The 25194-nt window shown below is 37.7% G+C and carries 18 protein-coding genes; 16 read left to right on the forward strand and 2 right to left on the reverse strand.

The features are described 5' to 3' along the window. Positions 1-150: 150 nt before the first annotated feature. Positions 151-1917 (reverse strand): sensor histidine kinase, encoded by a 1767-nt coding sequence (locus IC621_RS19950; RefSeq protein ID WP_191160716.1) that lies wholly within the window; start codon positions 1915-1917, stop codon positions 151-153. Positions 1918-1919: 2 nt separating this feature from the next. After that, complete coding sequence (locus IC621_RS19955; RefSeq protein ID WP_191160718.1) at positions 1920-2651, reverse strand: response regulator transcription factor; 732 nt, start codon at positions 2649-2651, stop codon at positions 1920-1922. A gap of 265 nt (positions 2652-2916) precedes the next feature. On the opposite strand from IC621_RS19955, the gene IC621_RS19960 reads away from it, so the two are divergent. The 16 genes from IC621_RS19960 to IC621_RS20035 all read left to right on the forward strand — a co-directional run bounded on the left by IC621_RS19960 (position 2917) and on the right by IC621_RS20035 (position 25116). Further along, a complete protein-coding gene (locus IC621_RS19960; protein ID WP_191160720.1) occupies positions 2917-3858 on the forward strand; it encodes a carbohydrate ABC transporter permease in 942 nt (313 codons plus the stop codon). Between the two features lie 5 nt (positions 3859-3863). Then, positions 3864-4697, forward strand: coding sequence for a carbohydrate ABC transporter permease (locus IC621_RS19965; RefSeq protein WP_191160722.1), 834 nt, complete (start codon positions 3864-3866; stop codon positions 4695-4697). Positions 4698-4738: 41 nt separating this feature from the next. Continuing rightward, positions 4739-6142, forward strand: a complete 1404-nt coding sequence (locus tag IC621_RS19970) for a family 4 glycosyl hydrolase (RefSeq protein WP_191160724.1) — start codon at positions 4739-4741, stop codon at positions 6140-6142. An 807-nt stretch (positions 6143-6949) separates the two neighbouring features. Continuing rightward, positions 6950-7837, forward strand: a complete 888-nt coding sequence (locus tag IC621_RS19975; protein ID WP_191160725.1) for a nitrilase-related carbon-nitrogen hydrolase — start codon at positions 6950-6952, stop codon at positions 7835-7837. 174 nt (positions 7838-8011) lie between these two features. Further along, the gene (locus IC621_RS19980) at positions 8012-9385 is read left to right on the forward strand and encodes an NAD(P)-dependent oxidoreductase (protein WP_191160727.1); all 1374 of its coding nucleotides are present in this window, start codon (positions 8012-8014) and stop codon (positions 9383-9385) included. A 48-nt stretch (positions 9386-9433) separates the two neighbouring features. Further along, complete coding sequence (preA, locus tag IC621_RS19985) at positions 9434-10720, forward strand: NAD-dependent dihydropyrimidine dehydrogenase subunit PreA (protein WP_191160730.1); 1287 nt, start codon at positions 9434-9436, stop codon at positions 10718-10720. A gap of 47 nt (positions 10721-10767) precedes the next feature. Continuing rightward, complete coding sequence (hydA, locus tag IC621_RS19990) at positions 10768-12186, forward strand: dihydropyrimidinase (RefSeq protein WP_191160732.1); 1419 nt, start codon at positions 10768-10770, stop codon at positions 12184-12186. Positions 12187-12432: 246 nt separating this feature from the next. Further along, the gene (locus IC621_RS19995) at positions 12433-13905 is read left to right on the forward strand and encodes an NCS1 family transporter (protein ID WP_191160734.1); all 1473 of its coding nucleotides are present in this window, start codon (positions 12433-12435) and stop codon (positions 13903-13905) included. 26 nt (positions 13906-13931) lie between these two features. Continuing rightward, positions 13932-14162, forward strand: coding sequence for a hypothetical protein (locus IC621_RS20000; RefSeq protein WP_191160736.1), 231 nt, complete (start codon positions 13932-13934; stop codon positions 14160-14162). Between the two features lie 459 nt (positions 14163-14621). Next, positions 14622-16223, forward strand: coding sequence for a PucR family transcriptional regulator (locus IC621_RS20005; RefSeq protein ID WP_191160812.1), 1602 nt, complete (start codon positions 14622-14624; stop codon positions 16221-16223). 195 nt (positions 16224-16418) lie between these two features. Beyond that, positions 16419-17885: a CoA-acylating methylmalonate-semialdehyde dehydrogenase gene (locus IC621_RS20010; protein ID WP_191160738.1), complete on the forward strand. Its 1467-nt coding sequence runs from the start codon at positions 16419-16421 to the stop codon at positions 17883-17885. Between the two features lie 730 nt (positions 17886-18615). After that, on the forward strand, positions 18616-19968 hold the full coding sequence (locus IC621_RS20015) for an aspartate aminotransferase family protein (RefSeq protein WP_191160740.1): 1353 nt from the start codon (positions 18616-18618) through the stop codon (positions 19966-19968). Positions 19969-20139: 171 nt separating this feature from the next. Beyond that, positions 20140-21393, forward strand: a complete 1254-nt coding sequence (locus tag IC621_RS20020) for a M20 family metallo-hydrolase (RefSeq protein ID WP_396653083.1) — start codon at positions 20140-20142, stop codon at positions 21391-21393. A gap of 38 nt (positions 21394-21431) precedes the next feature. After that, positions 21432-21653 carry a DUF3311 domain-containing protein gene (locus IC621_RS20025; RefSeq protein WP_191160744.1) on the forward strand — a complete coding sequence of 74 codons (222 nt, stop codon included), beginning with the start codon at positions 21432-21434 and terminating at the stop codon, positions 21651-21653. Next, the gene (locus IC621_RS20030; RefSeq protein ID WP_191160746.1) at positions 21653-23119 is read left to right on the forward strand and encodes a sodium:solute symporter family protein; all 1467 of its coding nucleotides are present in this window, start codon (positions 21653-21655) and stop codon (positions 23117-23119) included. The genes IC621_RS20025 and IC621_RS20030 overlap by 1 nt, the downstream gene beginning before the upstream one ends. Before the next feature lie 326 nt (positions 23120-23445). After that, positions 23446-25116 carry an amidohydrolase gene (locus tag IC621_RS20035; protein ID WP_191160748.1) on the forward strand — a complete coding sequence of 557 codons (1671 nt, stop codon included), beginning with the start codon at positions 23446-23448 and terminating at the stop codon, positions 25114-25116. The last annotated feature ends 78 nt before the right edge of the window (positions 25117-25194 follow it).

Here is a 25194-nt window from a genome sequence, read left to right on the forward strand (position 1 = left end):
TATCCATTATAAAGGACTTTTTCTTTGCACAAAATAATAAAATTGAACATTTTGAGTATTCTTAATAGTGAAAATTAATTAATGCAACACTAGTGAAACTTCTTAACTAATAAAAAAACCGTGACTGTTTAAAATGGTCACGGCTTTTTCCTATTTTGGAAGAATTGGATATTTAATTTTTACAGTTGTTCCCCAGCCTGGTTTACTCAATATTTGAAAGTGACTATTTGAGTCATACGTCAATTGGAGCCGTCTATAGGTATTCGATAAACCAATATGATTTGGATCGTTAGAGGAATCAATAATGTTTTTTTGAATGTCAGCTAAAGTGCTTTTATTCATACCTACCCCATTATCAGTTATTGATAAAACAATAAAATGATCCTTGCTTCGGATTTTAATCTTAATTAGTCCTTTTTCTTTTTTTGGAATTAACCCATGGCCAATACTATTTTCAATAATCGGCTGCAACAATAGTTTTAAAATACAATAATCATGGATTGTTTCTTCATAATCCCAAATGACATAGAATTTTTCTTTATATCTTACCTTCATTATTTCGAGATAATTTTTAGTATGATAGATTTCATCCTTTATACGAACTGTTTTACCTTCGATTCTAAGTGAATAATTCAGAATACCGGATAAGTTTTCAAGCATTGCAGTTGCTTCATTGGCTTTTCCGGTTAAACCGAATGTCTTCCAATAGATTGTTGCCAGCGTATTTGAGAGAAAATGAGGATTCATTTGACTTTGTAAGGCTAAAAGCTCAGCGGTTTGCAGCTCGAATTTCTTTTCTGTTAATTGATTTTTTAGCTGATTTTGCTCCACAAACGATTTAATAATATTTTCAATAATATAACGATATTCATCTTCTTTAAATGAAATATTTTGAGGGAGGGCAAAATCCCCCCTCTTGCCGGATTTGATGATCGAAATGATATTACTAACATGATTTATGTTTCTCTTTGTTAAATAAAAGATGATCACAACACCGATGAAAAAAGACAAAGATGCAAATAAAAAGGTTAATCTTTTTAACATAATCGGTACTTTGTAAAGACTTTTTGTTTGAGTAATAGAAATATATTTCCAGCCATGTGCTTCTGAGAATAGATGATTCGCTGAATATAAGGTGTCTTTATAAGTAAACTGAAATTCTGTATTGCTGCTGCTTTTAAGATTCTCAAGTTGAAGCTCTTTAAAAAGTTCAGCGTTTTGGTTTCCGAAGAGCAGGTTATTATTGCTGTCAAGGACCAAGATCGCTTGGTTTTCATACGTATTTAGGTTGTTAAGAATATTTTCAAAATAACTTTTATGAATATTAAGGGTTATAAGTCCTTGCGGTTCAATCGTATTTGACCAAAAAATATTACGATACAAAGTAATCACTTCCTCAGGGCTGCTGAAGGAGTATTCTTTAATCGAGCGATTTTGTACCCAAATCGTATGATTGGTATTATTCGTATTAAAATGTTCGTACCAATCCTTATCGAAAAAATGATTCAGCCGAACCATGCCTTTGTTTGAAGTTATAAATTGTTTGTTATCATTCTCATAATAAATGTAGATTGAGTGGATATAGGGCCTGGCTGTTGCTTGGGTGGTTAAATAGCTGGTTGTAAAGTTTAGATCAGAGCTTTGTTGGTAGTTAAAATTATTGGACCGTAGTAAATTTTTTAATGTTAAAATAATTTCTGAGTTGGTGCTGTAATCCAGATTTAAAGACTGCATTTCATTAAAGGCTAGATCAACATGCTGATCAATTTGTTTCAGGATATTGTTATTATTTATCGTAATGGCTTCTTTTACATGATTTTCCGAGATTGAGTATGCGAGTGCACCAAGTAAAGTTAACGGAATTAATAAGGGACACACAAAAAAGAGAACATTTTTTAGGAAAAATTTTTTACTCATATTTATCCACTTCGAAATTCTCTCGGACTTTTACCATGATATTTTTTAAACATTCTGGTGAAATTTTTTGCATTGCTATAACCGACCATTGTACTCACTTCATAAGTTTTATACCGATAATCTGATAGGAGCTCAGCAGCTTTTTCCATTTTAACCATGCTTACATAATCTGAAAAATTTTGTCCCGTTTTCTCTTTGAAATAAGTGCTGATGTAATTTGCACTCATATGAACCAGGCTTGCAACATCTTCAAGATTAACACTGTCATAATGCTCTTTTACATAAGCTTTTATAGTGGAAATAATATTATCACTATAAGTAAAAACCGTTTCTTCCTCACTATTCTTATTAGTCCTCTCTTGATCTAAATCTTTTTTCAGCCTGGTAAACAAAGTTTGAAGTTCCTCGTATTTACTGGGCTTTACAACATAATCATATACCCCAAAATTGATTGCTTTTTTAGCGTAATCAAATTCCCTGTATGCACTAAGAAAAACAATTTTTATTGGCAGTTCACGTTTTACAATTTCCTCCGCTAATTCTATTCCTGTCATCACCGGCATTCTAATATCACTAAATAGAACATCTACCGAGTTCGTATTAATAATATCTATGGCTTCTTTTCCATTTTGACATTCAAATGCGATCTCAAACCCCAATGTGTTCCATGGAAAATAGTTTATTAACCCGTACCGAATCTCATATTCATCATCAACAAGTAAAACTTTATACATGAAACTCCCTCCATTATAAAAAGTGGAATCATTAAGCGAAAAAAGTCACCCTATTTAAAGAGAAAAAGACACCTTCTTTTGAAAGCGCTTAATTACTGAGGTGTTTTAAAAGGTTAGGTCCCTATTTAATAGGTCCTTCTTTTTTTATGATAGAGAAAGAGAGTGTAAGTTCATTTTACTAAAGGGAGGGAAAAATAACAATTTTATTTTTTTGATAAACAATAAGATTCTGAATAGTCGATATATTAGTGAGGGGGAGGAATTTATGAGTTTAGTCAGGAGAGAAACTTCCGTCAATGCTTTCTTGAAAGTAAAAGAAAAGAAAGCGATGAAAAGAAAATACAATTATATGGGGTATGTGTTTATTTTACCTTGGCTAATAGGTCTTTTCCTATTCGAGCTTTATCCTTTAATTTATTCGTTTTATTTATCATTTACGGAGTATGATGTATTTAATCCTCCTAAATTTGTCGGTTTTGAGAATTACATTTATATGTTTACTAGAGACCCAGAATTTTATAATTCCTTAAAAGTAACGTTGATCTATGTTTTCATCGCTGTACCGTTAAAAGTAGTTTTCGCATTAATTGTAGCGCTCCTATTAAATTTAAATTTAAAAGGGATGAGCATATACAGGACCATTTTTTATCTGCCTTCCATATTAGGCGGAAGCGTAGCTGTAGCTATATTGTGGAGATTCCTATTTACTGAAAACGGTTTAATAAATGGAATTTTAAGCTTTTTAAATTTACCTACCGAGAATTGGCTCGGTAATCCAAATTTTTCATTGTTAACAATTAGTCTGCTTACAGTTTGGCAGTTTGGATCATCAATGGTTTTATTTCTAGCGGGGTTAAAGCAAGTCCCTAAGGATTTATATGAAGCGGCGAGGGTAGATGGTGCATCGAATTTAAGAGTGTTCTTTTCTGTAACTCTTCCAATCCTTACACCAATTGTTCTCTTCAACCTTGTCATGCAAACCATTAATGCTTTTCAAGAATTCACGGCAGCCTTTGTCATTACAAACGGAGGTCCTTTGAAATCCACATATTTATACGGAATCATGCTCTATGAAAATGCTTTTTCTTTTTTGAAGATGGGATATGCTTCAGCGCTGTCGTGGGTTTTATTTATCATCATTTTACTATTTACATCTTTACTGTTCCTTTCTTCTAAGCACTGGATTCATTATCAGGATGAGGAGTGAACCAAATGAAAAAAAGACAGAAGGTTATATTATATAGTTTTTTAACATTGTTTAGTTTGGTAATGTTTTACCCATTCCTACACATGCTGTCAGCCACATTTAAATCAAATGAAGAGATATTCTCAGGCATAGGGTTAATTCCGAATGAATTCTCATTTAGTGGATTTATTAATGGCTGGGCGGGGATGGGTGATAATACATTTGGTGTTTTTCTAATGAATTCTTTCAAATTGGTCATTCCCACGGTTATTTTTACGATTATATCAAGCGTTGTGGTTGCTTACGGTTTTGCGAGGTTCAACTTCCCGCTCAAAAAATTATTATTTACGATCATGCTTGCTACCTTAATGCTGCCGCAGGCCGTTGTCATTGTACCTCGGTATTTACTATTTAATAAGTTAGGCTGGCTTGATACGTACCTCCCTTTTTATATGCCGGCGATATTTGCAACCTTTCCATTTTTCACTTATATGTTAATTCAATTTATTAGAGGAATCCCTAAGGAATTGGATGAAGCGGCAACTCTTGATGGCTGCAATTCATTTACCATTTTAACGAGAATTCATTTGCCGCTATTAAAGCCTGCCATGTTTTCTGTAGGAATCTTTCAATTCATATGGGTATGGAATGACTTTTTTAATCCTTTAATTTATATAAATAGTGTGGATAAATACCCGCTTGCATTAGGACTGCGTCTATTCATGGATGCTGAAGGTTCAATAGTTTGGAATGAAGTAATGGCGATGTCTATAGTTACGATTATCCCTTGTGTGCTTCTCTTCTTCTTTGCTCAACGATATTTTGTTGAAGGCATTTCTTCTAGTGGATTGAAAGGATAGACAGATCATACAAATGAATTTATTGGAGGACTGGATTCTAAATGAGCCAAAAAACAGTAAACGATGTTCAAATAGCTTATATCGGCGGAGGGTCCCAAGGCTGGGCTTGGGGCTTGATGAGTGACCTTGCAATGGAGAAACAGATTTCGGGAAAGGTTAAATTGTATGATATTCATTATGATGCAGCTTATCAAAACGAGGTCATTGGAAATCAACTAAATGAACGAAGTGATGTTGTTGGAAAATGGAGATATGAAGCTGTAAGAAAGTTAGAGGATGCATTAGAGGGAGCAAATTTTGTCATTATTTCGATTCTTCCTGGAACATTTGAGGAAATGAAGTCAGATGTTCATCTGCCGGAAAAGTATGGTATCTATCAATCTGTTGGAGATACTGTAGGACCTGGAGGATTGATTAGAGCTCTGCGGACAATCCCTCTATTTGTAAAAATTGCCGAACACATACAAAAATACGCTCCAAAATCGTGGGTGATCAATTATACCAATCCAATGAGTCTATGTACGAGGGCTTTGTATCATACTTTCCCCGAAATAAAGGCAATTGGCTGCTGTCACGAGGTGTTTGGCACACAAAAGCTGCTTGCTCAGATGGTAGAGCTTCTGTGTGGGATTGAAAAGGTCAGTCGTGAAGAAATCGAAGTAAATGTATTAGGCATTAACCATTTTACATGGATAGATCAGGCATCATATACAGGAAAGGATTTACTTCCATTATATAGAGAGTTTGTTGATAAATATTATGAAACGGGATATGAAGGATCAGAAGAAGGACATTGGATGAACAATCATTTTGCATCGGCAGAAAGAGTAAAGTTTGATTTATTTAAAAGATTTAAAGTTATCGCAGCTGCGGGGGATCGGCATTTAGCTGAATTTATGCCGAATACGTGGTATTTGGAGAATCCTCAAAAAGTGAAGGAATGGAAATTTGGCTTAACTCCGGTACAATGGCGTATTGAAAATAAAAAAAGATTAGTAGAAAAAGGCTATCGCTTATCTAAGGGAGAAGAGTCATTTCAAATTGATCCTACCGGTGAAGAGGGTGTGGAAATAATAAAATCTTTACTCGGATTAAGGAAGATGATATCGAACGTGAATATTCCCAACACTGGTCAAATGAAAGATGTCCCGCTAGATTCGATCGTAGAAACAAATGCAATCGTTAGCTATAACAGCGTAAGGCCTGTTTTAGCAGGAAAGCTGCCTGCTCCTGTCCATAAAATGATTATCGAACATATTTATAATCAAGAGACTATTCTCCAGGCCGCTCTTACGAAGGATAAGGAAATAGCTTTACAAGCCTTTTTGCAAGACCCATTAGTTAGCAGCAATTCGCCAGAGCAGAATGCCGAGTTGTTTGAAGAGATGCTGTCTCATACAAAAAACTATCTTGAAGGGTGGAATATTCACCAAAAGGTTAATTAAAGACATATCCTAAATTAGGAAAAAAGTAATCATAAAGAGATCACTTTTATATGTATTCTGGGCTGCCGAAATCATTTCGGCAGCCTATTTTAAAATATATTTCACCCTGCCACAGATCTTGAAATTGTGGTATTTTTCGTGTAGTTACAATGGAAGGTTTAACTAATAATGTATCAAGTGAAAAAAAGTCTCGACTGTCCAATGTGTGGGTATTACTATAACAAGTTAAACGAAAAAAGGAAATATACCCAAAAATTCCAAAAAGGTTTTTAAGAATGATTCCGATGGGTATTAATTCACAAAAAAATTTAAAATTCTATTTACTAATAATAATTTACCTTTTATAATAGCTATAAATTACAATAATGTAATAAAATATAACATATCGCGATAAGATTTGTTTTTCCTAATTGTATGAACCACAGATCTAAACTCTTCTAAAAAAACCTACCTGAAATAACAGCTTTAATCAAAGAATTGCTTCATAGATTACTTTCACTATGCACTCCTATCACCTATACACATCGATCTATACACATTAATAATGTTACATAATGCATAACAAACACCTTACAACTTTTAACAAAATGTATAATGCAATCAGAAAAAGAAAAAAGTAAAATTAACTTAAACTTCTGATAATTCTGCATATTATATGTATACATATTTAGAAAATTGAGGTGTAGGTAACTAATAGATTAAGGCTTTACGAATTGACATTCAATCCAGCAATTTTTTGAAGACGGTAATAAAGAGCCATATAGTCATTTGCAGGATGGCTCTTTTAAATAATAAGGAGGTTTGCTTATGTCAGATAACGTAACAATTGGCCTTATTCAAGCTTCAAATGATGTAGATGGAAATCAACCAGTAGAGATTCACAAGCAAAAAGCAATTGAAAAACATATTAGCCTTATTAAGGAAGCGAAAGATAAAGGTGCACAAATAATCTGTTTACAAGAGATTTTTTATGGACCTTATTTTTGTTCTGAGCAAAACACAAAATGGTATGATGCAGCTGAAGAAATACCAAATGGTCCGACGACAAAACAATTTCAAGACTTAGCTAAAGAACTCGGTGTCGTAATTGTTTTGCCTATTTATGAGAGGGAAGGTATTGCAACCTACTATAATACGGCCGCAGTCATAGATGCGGATGGATCTTACTTAGGAAAATACCGTAAAACACATATTCCGCATGTAGGAGCAGGGGATCAAGGGTACGGATTCTGGGAGAAATTTTATTTTAAACCAGGGAACCTTGGATATCCAGTGTTTGACACAGCTTTTGCAAAAGTAGGGGTGTACATTTGCTATGACAGGCATTTTCCGGAAGGAGCCAGATTACTAGGATTAAAAGGTGCAGAAATTGTTTTAAATCCTTCTGCTACAGTTGCTGGAACCTCTGAATACTTATGGAAGCTCGAACAACCTGCGCATGCGGTTGCTAATGGATACTATGTTGGTGCGATTAACAGAGTTGGAACAGAGGGACCTTGGAATATGGGGGAATTTTACGGCCAATCTTATCTAGTAGATCCAAGAGGTAACTTTGTCACGATAGGAAGCCGGGATCGTGATGAAGTGATCGTTGGGGAAATGAATAAAAGACTAATTAGAGAGGTTCGTGATGCATGGCAATTTTACCGGGATCGAAGACCGGAAACCTATGAAGAAATGGTTTCATTACTATAAAGAATTATAGAAAGCTCCTTCATGAGGGGCCTAAGCAAAACAAAATCAAAGTCTAAAACTATTTTTCCTGCGAGAGCTTTACATAACAATTTGTATTGAAGCTCTTTTTTTATTATTTGGGTTATTTTTAGGTATGTAGTCTTTTATCATCTTCCCTTAAGGAGGTTTTTGATTTTGGGTAATGTAAATCCTTCAAGAATATCAATCGAAAACTTAAATGAAAATTTCCAGGAGGTAGATCCTGGATTAACGAGGCAGGAAGCAGTAGAAGAATCGAATCGCTGCCTCTATTGTTACGATGCTCCTTGTATCACCGCATGTCCAACTGGAATTGATATTCCATCATTCATCAAAAAAATTGCTTCTGGCAATGTAAAAGGATCGGCCAAGACTATTATGACAGCTAATCCCATTGGAGCCAGCTGTGCTCGCGTATGTCCAACCGAGGAATTATGTGAAGGAGCCTGTGTCCTTAACCATTCGACAAAACCAATCATGATCGGAAACCTGCAAAGATACGCAACAGACTGGGCCATCAAGAATGAGCAGCTGTTATTTGAACCAGGAAAGAGAAATGGTAAATCAGTTGCCATTATCGGTGGAGGACCTGCTGGTTTATCTGCTGCCAGGGAACTTGGGCTTTTAGGCTATAAGGTTACGATTTTTGAAGCTGAAAAGAAGGCGGGAGGACTTAACACATATGGGATTGTTTCCTTCAGGCTTCCTCAAGAAATTTCTTATTGGGAAGTGAAGCAAGTAGAGAGCCTGGATGTAGAAATTCGGACAAATACGAGGGTAGGCAACGATATATCGGCAGATGAAATTATGAATAGCTATGACTCGACCCTGCTGGCAATTGGAATGTCACATGTACCGGAATTAGGAATTCGTGGTGAGAATTTAGATGGAGTATTTGATGCTATCGAATTTGTTAAGGAAACAAAAACAAAACCGCTGTCGAATAAGTTTCTTGGAAAACGAGTAGTGGTGATAGGGGCTGGAAATACGGCTATTGATGGAGCCACTTGTTCCGTTCGCTTAGGTGCAGAAAATGTAAAGATCCTATACAGACGTACTGTAGAAGAAATGACAGCTTATGAGTTTGAATATGAATTCGCTAAGCAAGATGGGGTTGAATTTAGATGGCTTACTGCTCCAAAACAGATTATTGGAGATGATCAAGGATGCGTAACGGCTATCGTATGTATCAAAATGAAGTTAGGTGAACCTGGAGAAGATGGCCGCCGTCGTCCTGTCCCAATTGAAGGATCGGAATTCACTCTGAAAGTCGATGCTGTCATAAAAGCAATAGGTCAATCTAGATATATTGAGCTCATTGAACAATTTGGGTTAGAACATAATGGAGGAGTCGTAAAAATTGATCCGAAAACCTACCAAACATCAAATCAACAGGTGTTTGCGTGCGGGGATGTCATTTTTGGAAAAGGACAAGGAGAAGCAATGGTTGTATCTGCTGCACAGCAAGGAAAAGAGAGTGCACATGCCATTCATCAACTACTGTCCAATTCTATTGTCAAACCAGCATAAAGCTAATCCGAAAAGTTTTCAAGAGAGAAATAACAGGGAGGCAGGATGATGGCAAATTTACGAGTTAATTTAGCAGGAATTGAATCACCTAACCCATTTTGGTTAGCTTCTGCTCCTCCAACAAACTCAGGGTATCAAGTCCAGCGAGCATTTGAGGCTGGTTGGGGAGGGGCTGTTTGGAAGACATTAGGAGACCCGATCTTGAATGTTTCATCAAGATTTGCAGCAGTTAGCATTAACGGCCAAAAAGTAGCCGGATTTAACAATATCGAATTAATCACAGATCGTCCTTTAGAAGTGAATTTGAAGGAAATTTATGAAACGAAAAAGCGTTTCCCCAACCATGCAATCATCGCTTCGTTAATGGTTGAGCCGAAGCAGGAAAAATGGCAGGAGATTGTCAAAAAAGTAGAAAACGCGGGGATAGATGGTTTAGAGCTCAACTTTGGTTGTCCTCATGGAATGGCTGAAAGAGGAATGGGGTCGGCTTCAGGGCAGGTGCCAGAATTAGTTGAAAAACAAACGTATTGGGTAAAGGAAGCAGCGAATACCCCGGTGATCGTAAAGCTTACACCAAATATAACAGATATTACTGTAACGGCTGAAGCGGCTGCAAGAGGCGGGGCTGATGCGATTAGTATGATAAATACGATTAACAGTTTGGCAGGTGTTGATCTTGATACTTGGAACACGATTCCCCATGTGGCTGGAAAAGGAGCACATGGCGGTTACTGTGGTCCAGCTGTAAAACCAATTGCTCTTCATATGGTGGGAGAGTGTGCAAGAAATTCGAGAATAAATATCCCAATCTCCGGAATTGGCGGCATATCAAACTGGCAAAATGCTGTTGAATTTATGTTAATGGGCGCAACAGGCGTACAAGTGTGTACAGCGGCTATGCATCATGGTTTTAGAATTGTTGAGGACATGATTGAAGGATTAACGAACTATTTGGATGAAAAGGGAATTTCCTCTGCGATGGATTTGGTTGGAAAATCTGTTCCTAAATATTCTAATTGGGGTGACCTTGATCTCAACTATAACATCGTTGCTCGAATTAACAATGATGTATGTATTAATTGTAATAAATGCCATATTGCTTGTGAGGATACATCACACCAATGCATCGATATGTTGAAAGACGGAAGCGGAAATAGCATCTTAAAAGTAAGAGAAGAGGATTGTGTTGGTTGTAATTTATGTTCGATTGTTTGTCCAGTCGATGGTGCAATTGACATGGTAGAAATACCGAGTGAACTTCCGCCAATGACATGGAATGAACGCCAAGCAGCGCTCGGGGCAGCTACTTGCTCAGTGGATATTGTAAATAAATAAGTCGGAATATTTATTATAATTCGAAAATTAAAGCTGGAGGTATTAACATGAAAAAAGTGATAAAAAACGGAATCATTGTTACAGCAACGGATACCTATCATGCAGATGTATTCATTGAAAATGGAGTCATTAGCCAAATTGGAGAAAATCTTTCTATAGATGGGGCAGAAGCTATTGATGCAAAAGGATGTTATTTGTTCCCAGGTGGCATTGATCCACATACTCATTTGGAAATGCCGTTTGGCGGGACAGTAACGAAGGATGATTTTGAAACGGGTACAATTGCAGCAGCCTTTGGCGGTACAACAACTATCATTGATTTTTGCATGACAAATAAAGGGGAACCGCTGAAGGGCGCAATTGAAACGTGGCATGAAAAATCAAAGGGAAAAGCCGTCATTGATTACGGATTCCATCTTATGATTGGAGAAATGAACGATTCTGTATTAAACGAGCTTCCTTCCGTTATAGGCGACGAAGGTATTACATCCTTTAAAGTGTTCATGGCTTATAAGAACGTGCTCCAAGCAGACGATGAAACATTATTCCAAACATTAATCGCTGCAAAAAATCTTGGTGCACTTGTCATGGTTCATGCGGAAAATGGTGATGTGATCGATTATCTAACCAAAAAAGCCTTAACAGAAGGGAATACAGATCCGATCTACCATGCCTTAACAAGGCCGCCGGAAATTGAGGGGGAAGCAACTGGAAGAGCAGCGACCTTTACAGGTCTTGCAAATTCTCAGCTTTATGTCGTACATGTCTCCTGTGCAGATGCAGCTAGAAAGATTGCTGAGGCAAGAAATAGCGGCATCGACATATGGGGTGAAACCTGTCCGCAGTATTTAGTGCTAGATCAAACCTATCTAGAAAAACCAAATTTTGAAGGGGCAAAATATGTATGGTCACCACCTTTACGTGAAAAATGGAACCAAGAAGTGTTATGGAATGCACTAAAAACCGGACAGCTGCAAGCGGTAGGCTCTGATCAATGCTCTTTTGATTTTATTGGACAAAAGGATCTTGGGAAAGATGATTTTTCAAAAATTCCTAATGGGGGGCCGATCATTGAGGACCGAGTGAGTATTCTTTTCTCAGAAGGTGTAAAAAAAGGAAGAGTCACTTTAAATCAGTTTGTTGACATTATTTCAACAAAAGCTGCCAAATTGTTCGGGCTGTATCCAAAAAAAGGAACGATCGCGGTTGGGGTTGATGCTGACATTGTCATCTTTGATCCTTCAGTAGAAAGGACTATTTCAGCAGAAACTCACCATATGGCAGTAGATTATAATGCGTTTGAAGGCATGAAAGTTACAGGAGAACCTGTTTCTGTCTTATCCCGGGGAGAATTTGTCATCCGTGATAAAAAGTTTGTAGGCAAATTAGGTGCAGGGCAGTATTTAAAACGGGCCAAGTATGGAGAAAATCAACAAAATAATGAAAATAAAACACTAGTAATTTAAAAGGTTAACCTTTCAGAAGAGATTAATAGCTGAGGGAGGAGATCATTTGGATCCTTCCCATCAACTTTTGAGTTAGTTTTTGCTATTAAAAAAATGGAATTGGCGAATCGCCAATTCCTTCTAATTCCCACCTCCAACCTCTCACCTCAAGCGCTCAGACGTCTCTTAAAATCATCATTTTGTTTTAACAGCAACAAGCAACAATGCATGCGAAAACAGAAAAAAAATCAACAAAGGGGTGTTTTAATGAATAAGGGCGGCAATTATTTGAAGTCTCCAGATTTACTTCCAATTGCTCATAGCGACAGAAATATAGGGACTCTAGGGTTTGCAGTTATTTGGATAGGAATGGCAGTTGTTTTAGCTGCATTTGCCATTGGCGGGGCTGGGGTGCAAAGCTTACCCTTAGGATGGGTAATCGTTGCAACGATTATCGGATCTGTTGCAATTGGATTTTTCATGACCATTATCGGTGATATCGGGGTGGAGCATGGGCTTTCCTTTCCTGTTTATATGAGAGCTCCGTTTGGAACCATTGGTACTCATATTCCATCTTTGGTGCGTGGTATAACAGCAGCCTGTTGGTTTGGCCTTAATACGTTTTTCGGAGCAACGGCGATAAATGGAATCTTAAATTTACTATTTGATTTTGATGGCTGGTTCATTTGCTTCCTCTTATTTGCTACCTTACAATTAGTTAATACAGCACTTGGGATCAAGGCAATTGAACGGTTTGCCGATTTGGCTGCACCGATCATTATTCTAATATCTGCATGGATGTACATCTCCCTCTCTGATAGAGCAGCGGAGCAAGGGAAGGAAATTTGGACATGGGTGGAAAGCCCGGTAACAGGAGGTGCTGCGTTTACAGCATTTATGGTTGTAGTCATGAGCAATATGGGCTTTTGGGCAACGCTTGCAGCTGATATGCCATCTTTATCCAGGTTTTTTAAAGCACCAAAAAACGAGAGAAACTGGTTTAAGCGGAATAAATCGCAAATAGTCGGCAGTATCATCGTCATGCCATTGGTGAACACTTTTATAGTCGCCATTGGTGCTGTTTCTTATATTGCTGTTTCTAATAGCGACCCTGTTGTCGCCCTTCAAGAGGCTGCCAGTGGTTTTATCCTTGGAATTCTTTTATTAATGATTGTTCTTGCACAGTGGTCTACGAATACTTCAGCAAATGTCATTCCAGCGGCAACGATTTTCTCAAATGTAGGCGGTCCAAAGGTCCCTTTTTGGGTTGGTGTTATCGTTGCAGGAATCATAGGGATAATCGTTCAGCCATGGAGCTTATTTGGTATCATTGTGCCGGCACTGCTTGTAATTGGAGGTATTTTATCTGCCATTGTTGGAATTTTATTTACAGACTATTATTTGCTTCGGAAAAGACGAGTAAATGTTTACGAATTATATGAAGATAATGGCCAATTCAAATATTTGCATGGATTTAACATGGCTGGGATGATTGCTTGGGCTATTGGAGGTTTTGCAGCCTACCTGTTATCAGCCTATTCCTTTTTCGTTGGTTTTGGTGTAGGTGCTGTTGTTTACTATTTTTTAGCAAAATATTGGTGGTTTAAGAAATACAAACAAGCAGAGATCGAACACCCTAGTGATGAAAAATATTTGGGAATTACAGTCGGACGTGATTGGGGTATTGTTGACGAGGACGAAGCTGTAGTCGTACCTGAAACGGTAAATGAACAGATATAAGCCATCATTTGAAGGAGTGGGAGAAAATGTCGGAATACAATCAATTCTTGCAAGAGAGAGAGCGAATCGACTTTCTATTACAAAAGGGATACAAAATAAAAAATATTACAGAGAACCTAAGCGGTGCGTTTGTTGAATTTGAAAAAATTGAGGAACCTCACGAAGAAAATGAAACCTTACACATTTTAACTCCTGATGCACGAAAATACTTTTCTGTCGTTTTGATAAAACAACAAAGAGGTGGAATTATAAATTGAGGCATCGTACGGCGATAATATGACTCTCCTAATCAATGATTAATTCAGATAAGATTCTTAAGTTTAAGTTCTAAAAGGTAAATGGCGCCAATTTAACCTTTAACAAGACAATATCACTCTTGTCTAGACAATAATTTTTCTAATCGGCAAATAAAAATTCGCTTCCAGACAATAAATCTTCAGAATCGGAAAGTAAATATGGAGATAAGGCTCGAATAAGGGGAGTTTCAGACAATAAAACTTGCATGAAGACAATAATATAAGTGGACCTCTCACGTTAGCTCCAACCAGATCAATTAAAGGAGGATAGAATTGAGGTAATTAATTAGGCTGGTATTTAGTAATTTGATTACCAGCCTATTGTTTTAATATTCTAAAAAAATAGAAAATTCCCTTACAAACTCCATTTTAATCCCTATAATAGAAGTAATACTTAAATTCAATATTAGGGGAGCTTCTATCTTGAGATCTTATATAACTGTAAGAGACATTTTACAAAGAAAGCATTTTGAAAGGATCAAGGTAATAGCAGGCAATCAAGGGCTCACTCGTTTAGTGAAATGGGTTCATATTGTCGAAGTAACCAATATTCGTAATCTATTAAAAGGGCACGAATTAATCTTGTCAACTGGAGTTGCTTGGAAAGAGAAAGAAATATTCATTTCTTTGTTAGAGCAATTAATTGACTCTCAAGCAGCAGGACTATGCATTGAAATAGGCACATATACCTCTTCGATCCCTGAAGAAATAATTGATATTGCCAACAGGTCACAGTTTCCTATTATCCTATTTCTAAAAGAGGTGCCTTTTGTAGAAATAACCCAAGACATCCATGCCCTTTTAATTAATCGGCAATATCAAATGATTTCAAGCTTAGAGAGTTATTCACAAGTATTAAATAAAAAACTTCTAACCATCGAAAACTACGGCGAAATTCTTAAATATATTCAAGAATATTTACATATCCAGGTGATTATTTTATTTAACAGTAAAGAAATTCAATTTTTCCCGGAAGCAGCTGAATATGAACGAAAAGCACTATTAAATGTAATTGAGAGAAGTGAAAAGGTTTCATCAAGCAGCTCGATTGCTAGGATTCCTATTGATTTGCTAGGTGATAACTATGCAGAATTAATCATTATTTCTAATGACAGGTCTTTAACTGAATTTGATCAGCTCATTCTGGACAGAACGGCAACGGCTCTTGCCCAATTCTTTTTACGGGAACTATACGTAGCAGAAAAACGAAAAGTAGAAGAAACAGAGTGGATTTCCAGTTGGTTAGACGGTGATCAAAGTGAGGATTCGATCTCCGAGTATCTGTCTTTTCATATGCCTGCCATTAAGCCCAAAGGCGGTTTCGTATGCCTGTGTAAATTAGATTCCTTTGAGGAGTATTCAGATTTAGATTTAACCTATTTCAAGCTGTATTTCAGAGCAAATTTAGAGCAACGAGGCTTTTCTCTTTTTGCGATTGAGAAGAGAAATACCATCATATTTATCATTCTTAATGAAAGAAGTGTTAGTACTTGGAAAAATAGGATGAAAGAAGGGATTGAAGGTCTCTTAGGGTCTGAAGTAAAGATTGGAGAAAATAAATTAAATCCCTTAATAGGGGTGGGAAGGTATGTAGAAGATTTAGTAAATATACATTTTAGCTATCAAACGTCAATTGAAACGATTCGGATAAAAGATCGGCTATCCTCCACTCAAACTGAGAGTTATTTTTATGATGATTTACATATTTTTCGTTTAATCTCCCTATTAAATCGCCATTTAGACTTAAAAGAAATTGTTCTTGAATATCTAGAGCCCGTTATTATTTATGACAATAAGTATAATGGAAAGCTGTTGGAAACTTTAAAAACATATTTATCCTGCAATGGTTCAAAACAAGAGACAGCTGATCGCCTGCACATTGTTAGACAAACTCTTTATCACAGATTGCAAAAATTGGAGACATTACTTGGTCATGACTTTATGAACCATGAGAAAAGATTAGCGATTGAATTTATGATTTTGTCAAATGAATTTCTGATTTCTTCAAAGCATATCAAATAAAGGAGCATATTTATTATAAAGATCTTACATGAATTACTCTGATAATCTCCGCGGCTTACAATAGATCAAAATGTAGTATTAAGTCAAACAGTTATTTTACGAAATGTCTAATGAAAAGCGCCTCAAAATAAGTGATACTATATATGTGGGAATATTCTAATAATTTAGAAAAGGGAATGAGGAGGTTGCGTATTCATGACCGTGATCAAAGAAGAAACAGTTTTACTAAAGAACTATATTGATGGTGAATGGGTAGATGCACGGGGTACGGAAACTCTAGAGGTACCAAACCCGGCTACTGGTGAACTACTAGCGAGGGTTCCAATTTCCTCGAAGGAGGATGTAGATCTAGCTGTTAGCGCCGCTAAGACAGCATTTAAAGCTTGGAAATACACCCCTGTTCCAAAACGAGCGAGAATCCTCTATAAGTACCATCACTTATTATCAGAAAATCATGAGAAACTAGCAAAATTAGTTGTCAAAGAAAATGGTAAAGCATATAAAGAAGCCTATGGAGAAGTCCAAAGAGGAATTGAGTGTGTTGAATTTGCAGCAGGCGCTCCAACTCTAATGATGGGTGAAACCTTATCAAATATTGCAGAGGATATTGATTCTGAGATGTTCCGCTATCCCCATGGTGTAGTTGGCGGGATTACACCATTTAACTTTCCTATGATGGTCCCTTTATGGATGTTTCCTTTAGCAATTGCATGCGGGAATACATTTGTGTTAAAGCCTTCTGAACGCACTCCAATTTTAGCAAATGAACTTGCCCGATTATTTACACAAGCAGGTGCTCCAAATGGGGTCCTAAATATCGTCCATGGGGCTCACGATGTTGTGAATGGCCTGCTTGAACATGAAGATGTAAAAGCGATTTCGTTTGTTGGTTCGAAGCCGGTTGCAAAATATGTTTATGAGCGAGCTGCTGCCAATGGAAAACGAGTTCAAGCGCTATCTGGTGCAAAAAATCATCATATCGTGATGCCTGATGCTGATATAGAAAAGGCAGTCTCCCATATTATCAGCTCTTCTTTTGGAAGCGCCGGCCAGCGGTGTATGGCGTGTAGTGCAGTAGTTGTTGTCGGGAACGGGGACGAATTTGTTCACACATTAAAGCAGAGGGCAGACGATCTCATTATGGGAAACGGTCTTGATGAGGATGTCCTTCTAACTCCACTCATAAGAGACTCACATCGGACAAAAGTATTAGAGTGTATCGAAAAAGGTCTTGAAGAAGGAGCTTCATTAGTAAGGGATGGCCGAAAAGAAATCGATCAATTAAAAGAAGGAAATTTCTTAGGTCCAACTATATTTGATCACGTTAATCCGGACATGATGATTGCAAAAGACGAAATTTTCGCTCCAGTGCTTAGTTTATTACGTGCAAAGAATTTAGATGAGGCACTCGAATATATTCATAAGTCACGCTATGGCAATGGTGCGACGATTTATACAAAGGATGCAAAGGCTGTAAGGCAATTTAGAGAAGAAGCTGATGCAGGAATGTTAGGGATCAATGTCGGTGTGCCGGCCACAATGGCTTTCTTCCCATTCTCTGGCTGGAAGGATTCCTTCTATGGAGATCTTCATGTGAATGGTAAAGACGGAGTTAACTTCTATACCCGTAAAAAGATGATTACTTCTAGGTATGACTATTAGTTTCTTTATTGTTTCAGAAAGTTTCAAAAAGTTTAAGTAGATTAAATATTAGAGCATTAAAGTTAGTAATAGTTGTCCAGCTGCAGCGCCTAGCCCGCCTGAGGTCACCAGCGAATCTCCAAATAAAAGGAAAAACGCCTTTCTGTGAAGCTCGCCCGAATGCTTGCCGCCGAAGGATTAGCGCCCCTGAGCTTTTCGTTCTAATATAAGAATTTATATAGTATCTCATTATTGGCGGTTTAATAACAATATATGTAATCTGTACACTACTTAGTTTTGATGATTTATGTCGAATAATCGATATTTTGAGATTTTCGAAGATAAGTCTGCCGATTTCGTAGATAAATTTCAGATTTCGAAGATATAAGGGGAAAAATCGAAGATAAGTAAACGATCGGTGGGTGATCAAGAGCAAAAAGCTAGAAATCTTTTGAAATATGGCCAAAAAGAAAAGAGCACCCTAAAGAACTAGTTAAAGAGTATAGAAAAAAATCAGCTCTTTCGCTGATTTCATCAAATTCCACCTCCGACCTAACACCTTCAGAAAGAAGCGTAGCGCTTCTTACTAGGAGGCCTTTAAATAAATGTTTCGGTGGAATCTCCGATTACTGCTAGTCTCTCAGGCTGATATCTCACTTCAAGAGATACATTACTTTTGAAATGAGAAACTTTGTTGCACTGCATCAAACATGCGAAAATGCAAATTAAATAAAGCGGAGGAGAGAGAAGAATGACAGAGATAAGAGAGAATGAAGACTTACTTACAAAGGATAGAGATTATGTTTGGCATTCAATGAAGCCTTATAGTCCTGACACAACCATAATTGTGGAAAAAGCAGAAGGGTCCTGGGTGACAGATCATAATGGAAAGCGATATTTAGATGCAATGGCCGGGCTATGGTGCGTCAACGCAGGGTACGGCAGAACAGAACTTGCTGAGGCTGCCTATGAGCAGTTAAAAGAAATGGCATATTTTCCGCTTACCCAAAGTCATACGCCAGCGATTAAACTCGCAGAGAAATTAAATGAGATGCTGGGAGAAGAATATGTCATATTTTTTTCCAATAGCGGATCAGAAGCAAATGAAATGGCATTTAAGCTTGTGAGGCAGTATCATCAACAAAAAGGTGATCATGCTCGTTATAAGTTTATATCAAGGTATCGCGCCTATCATGGGAATTCAATGGGATCCCTTGCTGCTACCGGGCAAGCACAGCGTAAATATAAATATGAGCCGCTCGCTCCAGGATTCATCCACGTTGCACCGCCAGATTCTTACCGTTCTTCAGACAATAAAGACTGCATGCCCCATGAATTGCAATCAGTAAAAGATATTGACCGTGTAATGACATGGGAATTAAGTGAAACAATTGCTGGTGTCATCATGGAACCGATTATTACTGGCGGCGGTATCTTAGTTCCGCCTGATGGATACATGATGGGTGTAAAAGAAGCTTGCGAAAAGCACGGTGCCCTGCTGATTGTTGATGAAGTTATTTGTGGATTTGGCCGGACAGGAGAACCATTTGGTTTTATGAATTACCATGTTAAACCTGATATTATTACGATGGCCAAAGGCATCACAAGTGCCTATTTACCATTATCAGTGACGGCTGTGAAAAAGGGAATTTATGAGGCATTTAAAGGAACGGAGGAATACGATTATTTCCGCCATATTAATACATTTGGGGGTAATCCAGCAGCATGTGCTCTAGCTTTGAAAAATCTTGAAATCTTGGAAAAAGAGCATTTATATGACCGATCAAAAAAATTAGGTGCACATTTAAAACAAAGCTTAACCTCGCTCCTAAGGGAGCACCCATGCGTCGGAGATGTAAGAGGTAAAGGGTTATTAGTTGGAATAGAACTTGTAAAGGATAAGACAACAAAAGAACCGCTTGAAACAGAAATTGTAAATAAAGTCATCGCAGGATGCAAACAAAAAGGGCTCATTATTGGGAAAAATGGCGCGACGGTAGCAGGGTTTAATAATGTGTTAACTCTAGCTCCCCCGTTAAATATTGAAGAAAATGACCTTGATTTTATAATTAAGACGTTAACAGAAGAGCTAAAAGCTATATAGAATTGGTAAACACTCGTAATCTCATAAATGTATTCATGAATTACGAGTGTTTTCAATCCTTTACCTAATCCAAATGCTGTTTTTGCAGGCTTTGGTGTTATTCCGACAAATTGGATCGTGTATGGTGGTTTTAAAATTATTAAAATCAAAAAAGTTAAAGGAGAAATGATAATGGTCATGAAAACTTTAACCATAAATATGAAAAGATTGGAACAAAGAATCAACGATCTATCACAAATAGGGAAAATTTCAGGAACAGGTGTTTGCCGGCTTGCTTTGTCAAGTGAGGATAGAGAAGCGGTTGAAACAGTAAAAAAGTGGATGGAAGAAGCAGGTTTAGCAACAAGAATTGATCATTTTGGAAATTTAATTGGCAGACTTGAAGGTGAAAATCCAGAAGCCCCGATCTTAATGCTTGGCTCACATATTGATTCCCAGCCATATGGCGGAAGGTTTGACGGTGTTATTGGTGTCCTGGGAGCGCTCGAAGTTGTCCAAACCATGAAAGAGCAAAACCTTATGCCAAGCATGCCAATCGAAGTGGTTTCTTTTTCAGATGAGGAAGGTTGTCGATTTAATAAGGGATTGTTCGGTGTAAGAGGTATTCTCGGAAAACTAGAGGACGGGGAATTAGACCGGACAGATAAAGATGGGATTACAAGGAGAGATGCACTAGTCCAATTTGGATGTGACCCAGCAAAATTCAAGGAATCCGAATATGCAGCAGGCAAAATCCGCGCATTTCTTGAAATGCATATTGAACAAGGACCAATTCTTGAAGCTAACGACACTCCAGTAGGAATTGTTACAGGTATTTCAGGGCCATTATGGTTAACTGTTGAATTAGAGGGCTTTGCTGGTCATGCCGGCTCAGTGCCTATGAACATGCGGCAGGACGCCCTTGTGGGAGCCGCTAAAATCATTACTCAGCTAAATGAATTAGCAGGACAAGATGTGAACGTCCCAACCGTTGGGACAGTAGGGAGCATGAAGATTTTCCCAGACTCGCGCAACATCATTCCAGAAAAGGTCAGCTTTACAATCGATTTAAGAGATATTGATATTGATAGACGAAATAAACTTGAGGACCAATTACGAACAAGAATAAAAGAAATTACGGATGAGCACCGATTAACGTGTACCATATCTGAAGATACAAATAGTGAACCACGCTATTGCTCCGAAACGATTATGAACGTCATGAGGAAGGAAAGTGAGGAAATGGGATTAAACTCAATTGAATTAATGAGTGGTCCGTTTCATGATTCCTTAGCTAGGTCATACGAGTGTGAATATGGAATGATTTTTGTACGCTGTAAGGATGGAATCAGCCATAATCCGAAAGAATTTTCAACCTTTGAAGACATCTCGTTAGGGACTGAGCTTTTGTATCGGACAACGGTTAAGATGGCGAAAGGTTTATAGCAATTAATCCCTAAAAAATACATAAAAGGAGAGGAAGCATGAGTAATCGTAAATTTAATACACTTTTTATTGTAATTGTATTAGTTCCCTTTTTGATGCTGGTTTTTCCGTTTTTTGAAATTGGAAATCGCGCTACCCCTATTATTATGGGTTTGCCATTTTCATTTTTTTGGGTCATCTTGTGGATTGTGATTACTTTTGCAGCTCTTCTAGCATTATATTACCTTGACCCAGAAAAAGAAGAAGAGGGGGATGTTTAATGCCAGGCTGGCAAATTGCTTTATTCATGATGATAGCTTACTTAGTCATCGCTTTAATTGTAGGAGTGCTGGCAGGTAGGGGGCGAGATGGCGGTTCTCTTGATGAATTTGCGGTTGCAGGCGGAAAACTTAGCTTATTTGTCATGTGGTTTCTAATGGGTGGAGCAGTATTTAGTGCCTTTTCATTTTTAGGTGCACCAGGCTGGGCTTTTTCGAAGGGTGCTCCTGCTTTATATATTATTACGTATACGGCATTTGCTATTTTGCCATGGTATATAATTGGTCCAAAGATCGGGAAAATTGGGAAAAAACATAGGCTATATACGGTTGCGGCTTTTCTTAAAGGGAGATTTAACAGCCCGGTATTAGCGGTTATTGTAGGTTTAATTGCATTGTTTGCCTCTATTCAATACTTGGCAACACAGATGTCTGGTATGGCGATTATTTTCAATATTATGACAGAAGGACGTATTCCGTTTTGGTTAGGTGCCCTTGTATCATACGGAATTGTGGTAATCTATGTTGCAACTGGCGGATTGCGGGCAGCTGCATGGTCTGATGTGTTTCAAGGTTTATTAATGATTATCGTATCCTGGGTTGTTGGTTTAGCTATTGTCTATCAATTACACGGCGGCACTGCAAATATGTTTGTCGATATTGTACAAGACCAACCGGAATTCCTGCAAATTGGTAAGGAAGGCTCAACAATGGGGACCATGGCTTATACAACAACGATCTTAGTATCCGTAATCGGCTTCTTAATGTGGCCGCATTTATTTTCAAAATCGTATGCCTCTAACTCTAAAACTATTAAAAAGACTGTTCTTGCCTACCCTGTTTTTGCATTGTTCCTTGTTCCGCTATTATTAGTAGGATTCGCAGCAATAGGTGTGGTAGATTCAGGACAACTTGAGAGCACTGATCAGGTGTTGCCTTATTTAATCACAACTGTAATGAATTTACCCGGATGGCTTTATGGACTTGTAGGTGCAGGCGCCCTTGCCGCAGCAATGTCGACGGCTGATGCCATTACTCATAGTGCTTCTTTAGAAGTAACTGATGGTGTGATTAAAAATATTTGGAAAAACCTTTCTGATAAAAAGACGTTATTAATTATGCGAATTGGTGTCTTTGTGATCGGTGCGTTAGCTTATTATATTACAGTTTTCGGTGGACAAGGGTTAATTGCTTTATTATTGGGAGCGTATGGATCAATTGTCCAATTTGCCCCTGGTGTATACAGTGCCCTATATTGGAGACGTGCAACTGCCCGAGGCGCTATTTCCGGGCTTGTTATTGGAACGATTGTGAATTATTATTATCAACTTGTTGCGAGCTCAACACCTTTTGAAATCCATGCAGGAATATTAGGATTAATAGCTAATACCGTAGTGATGGTTACGGTAAGTTATTTAACAAAACCGCAAGAAAAAGAGGATGTCAATAGATATGTTGATGTAGCTTAATTGAACAAAATTTTAATCGTCGGTCCCCACATACCTTCATGAGGCCGACGGTTATTTGTTTAACTAAATTAAAAAGATCGGGGACAAGAAACCAAAATGGAAAAACGGCCCCGTAAACGAACAATCTCGCTCAATTCCACCATCATTGGAGAGGGATTGGCTCAATAAAAATGTTAGTTGGCCCCTAACCATTGTTAGAACCTTTTACCCTGCAGATCACAATGCTCATTAAACGAGGTTTGTGAAAATTCATCTAAGAATCGGGCTTCTTCTGTTAATCTACTGACAGATTAATTTAGGCTAATTTTAATGAAAGGAAGTATTGTATGAAAGCAGATCTCGTATTTGTTAACGGTGAGGTTGTTACGATTGATCAAAAGAATAGAGTGGTAGAGAGTGTAGCTGTAAAAGAGAATCAGATCATCGCCGTCGGTTCAAATAGTGAGACTCGGCAATATATTTCAGATGAAACTGAGATCCTTGATCTTGCCGGAAAAACACTTCTGCCTGGCTTTATTGATGCCCATCTGCACCTAACTATTTATGGAACAAATTTATTAGGCGTAAGCTGTATTGCCCCTCATATACAATCATTAGAGGATATCTTCACTGATCTAAGAAAAAAGTGTCAGGATACCCCAAAGGGTCAATGGGTTCGCGCATGGGGATTTAAAGAAACTAAACTGGTAGAAAATCGTTTCCCAACTAAAGAAGAACTTGATGAAATTTCGACTGAACATCCAATTGTTATTATACGAACATGTAACCATACATCTATTGCAAATAGTAAGGCATTAGAAATAGCTAATATATCAGAAGCTGCGGATAATCCTGAAGGAGGTATCATCGAACGAAATCAGGATGGCAGCTTAACTGGAAAGTTGATCGAAAATGCTCACATGCAGCTTTTTCAATTTGCTAGTTATTCGAATGATGAATTAAGAAAGGGAATGCGATTGGCTTCGGATGAATTTATTAAAGCTGGAATAACCAGTGTACATGATGCCGGAGCTTATGGGGAAGGGGCGGAAACTTTTCGGGTTATGCAGGAGGCTGTAAAATCCAGCGATATTAAGGTGCGAGTTTTTGCAATCATTGGGTCTTTAACGAATTCGCATGATTTTGTCAAAAAAATGGTTGATGCTGGTCCCATATCAGGACTTGGTGATGATCGGTTTAGAATTGGTCCAGCAAAACTGTTTACAGATGGAAGCAGTGTTGGGCCGACGATTGCAACCCGAGAGCCCTACTCTCATAATCCAGAGGACTGCGGAATTATTTATTACAGCCAAGAAGAGTTAAATTTGATCTTAGGGGATGCTCATAAGAAAGGATTTCAAATTACTGCTCATGCACAAGGAGATCGCGCGATTGAAATGCTATTAAATTGTATTGAAAAGGCGTTAGCTGAACATCCGCGGGAGGACCATCGTCACAGAATCGAACATGCGGGAATTGCCTCGTTCGACTTACAAGAAAGAATGAAACAGCTTGGTGTAGTTGTTATTCCAAATCCAGTGTTTATGTATGTAAATGGAGACAGATATATTGAATACTATGGGGACCGGGTAAATGTGATGTACCCTGCTCGTGATTATATTAATAAGGGAATAATTGCTGCCTTTGGATCAGATGCACCAGTTACATTTCTTGACCCGCTGCTCGGTATCCATGCTGCTGTAAACAGGAAGTCATCAGATGGATATTCAGTAGGAGAAACTCAATGTATTGAGGTAATCGAAGCTATAAGAGCATACACCTGGAATGGTGCCTATGCTAGCTTTGAGGAAAATAGTAAGGGCAGTATTGAGGTTGGTAAATTAGCAGATCTTGTCGTATTAAACGATAGCATTTTAAGTGTTAATAAATCTGAAATAAAAAATATGAAGGTAGAATTAACAATGATAGATGGGGAAGTTTTATACGACACAAATCTCTTTTTAGAGAAGATGAAGATAGCTCTTCCCAGATTCCCGCAGAATCATACAAAAGAGTAAGTTGCCGATTTAGGCAACATTGATTTATGCTTTTTAATCATGAAAGAGCATTTGGACTTCTCTCAAATGCTCTTCTTC

The organism is Metabacillus arenae, assembly GCF_014773385.1.
Lineage (GTDB): Bacteria > Bacillota > Bacilli > Bacillales > Bacillaceae > Metabacillus_D > Metabacillus_D arenae.

Excerpts from the sequence above, each read along its gene's own strand:
- IC621_RS19950 (WP_191160716.1), bottom strand. The coding sequence starts at position 1,917 with ATGAGTAAAAAATTTTTCCTAAAAAATGTTCTCTTTTTTGTGTGTCCC.
- IC621_RS19955 (WP_191160718.1), bottom strand. The coding sequence starts at position 2,651 with ATGTATAAAGTTTTACTTGTTGATGATGAATATGAGATTCGGTACGGG.
- IC621_RS19960 (WP_191160720.1), top strand. The coding sequence starts at position 2,917 with ATGAGTTTAGTCAGGAGAGAAACTTCCGTCAATGCTTTCTTGAAAGTA.
- IC621_RS19965 (WP_191160722.1), top strand. The coding sequence starts at position 3,864 with ATGAAAAAAAGACAGAAGGTTATATTATATAGTTTTTTAACATTGTTT.
- IC621_RS19970 (WP_191160724.1), top strand. The coding sequence starts at position 4,739 with ATGAGCCAAAAAACAGTAAACGATGTTCAAATAGCTTATATCGGCGGA.
- IC621_RS19975 (WP_191160725.1), top strand. The coding sequence starts at position 6,950 with ATGTCAGATAACGTAACAATTGGCCTTATTCAAGCTTCAAATGATGTA.
- preA (WP_191160730.1), top strand. The coding sequence starts at position 9,434 with ATGGCAAATTTACGAGTTAATTTAGCAGGAATTGAATCACCTAACCCA.
- hydA (WP_191160732.1), top strand. The coding sequence starts at position 10,768 with ATGAAAAAAGTGATAAAAAACGGAATCATTGTTACAGCAACGGATACC.
- IC621_RS19995 (WP_191160734.1), top strand. The coding sequence starts at position 12,433 with ATGAATAAGGGCGGCAATTATTTGAAGTCTCCAGATTTACTTCCAATT.
- IC621_RS20000 (WP_191160736.1), top strand. The coding sequence starts at position 13,932 with ATGTCGGAATACAATCAATTCTTGCAAGAGAGAGAGCGAATCGACTTT.
- IC621_RS20010 (WP_191160738.1), top strand. The coding sequence starts at position 16,419 with ATGACCGTGATCAAAGAAGAAACAGTTTTACTAAAGAACTATATTGAT.
- IC621_RS20015 (WP_191160740.1), top strand. The coding sequence starts at position 18,616 with ATGACAGAGATAAGAGAGAATGAAGACTTACTTACAAAGGATAGAGAT.
- IC621_RS20020 (WP_396653083.1), top strand. The coding sequence starts at position 20,140 with ATGGTCATGAAAACTTTAACCATAAATATGAAAAGATTGGAACAAAGA.
- IC621_RS20025 (WP_191160744.1), top strand. The coding sequence starts at position 21,432 with ATGAGTAATCGTAAATTTAATACACTTTTTATTGTAATTGTATTAGTT.
- IC621_RS20030 (WP_191160746.1), top strand. The coding sequence starts at position 21,653 with ATGCCAGGCTGGCAAATTGCTTTATTCATGATGATAGCTTACTTAGTC.
- IC621_RS20035 (WP_191160748.1), top strand. The coding sequence starts at position 23,446 with ATGAAAGCAGATCTCGTATTTGTTAACGGTGAGGTTGTTACGATTGAT.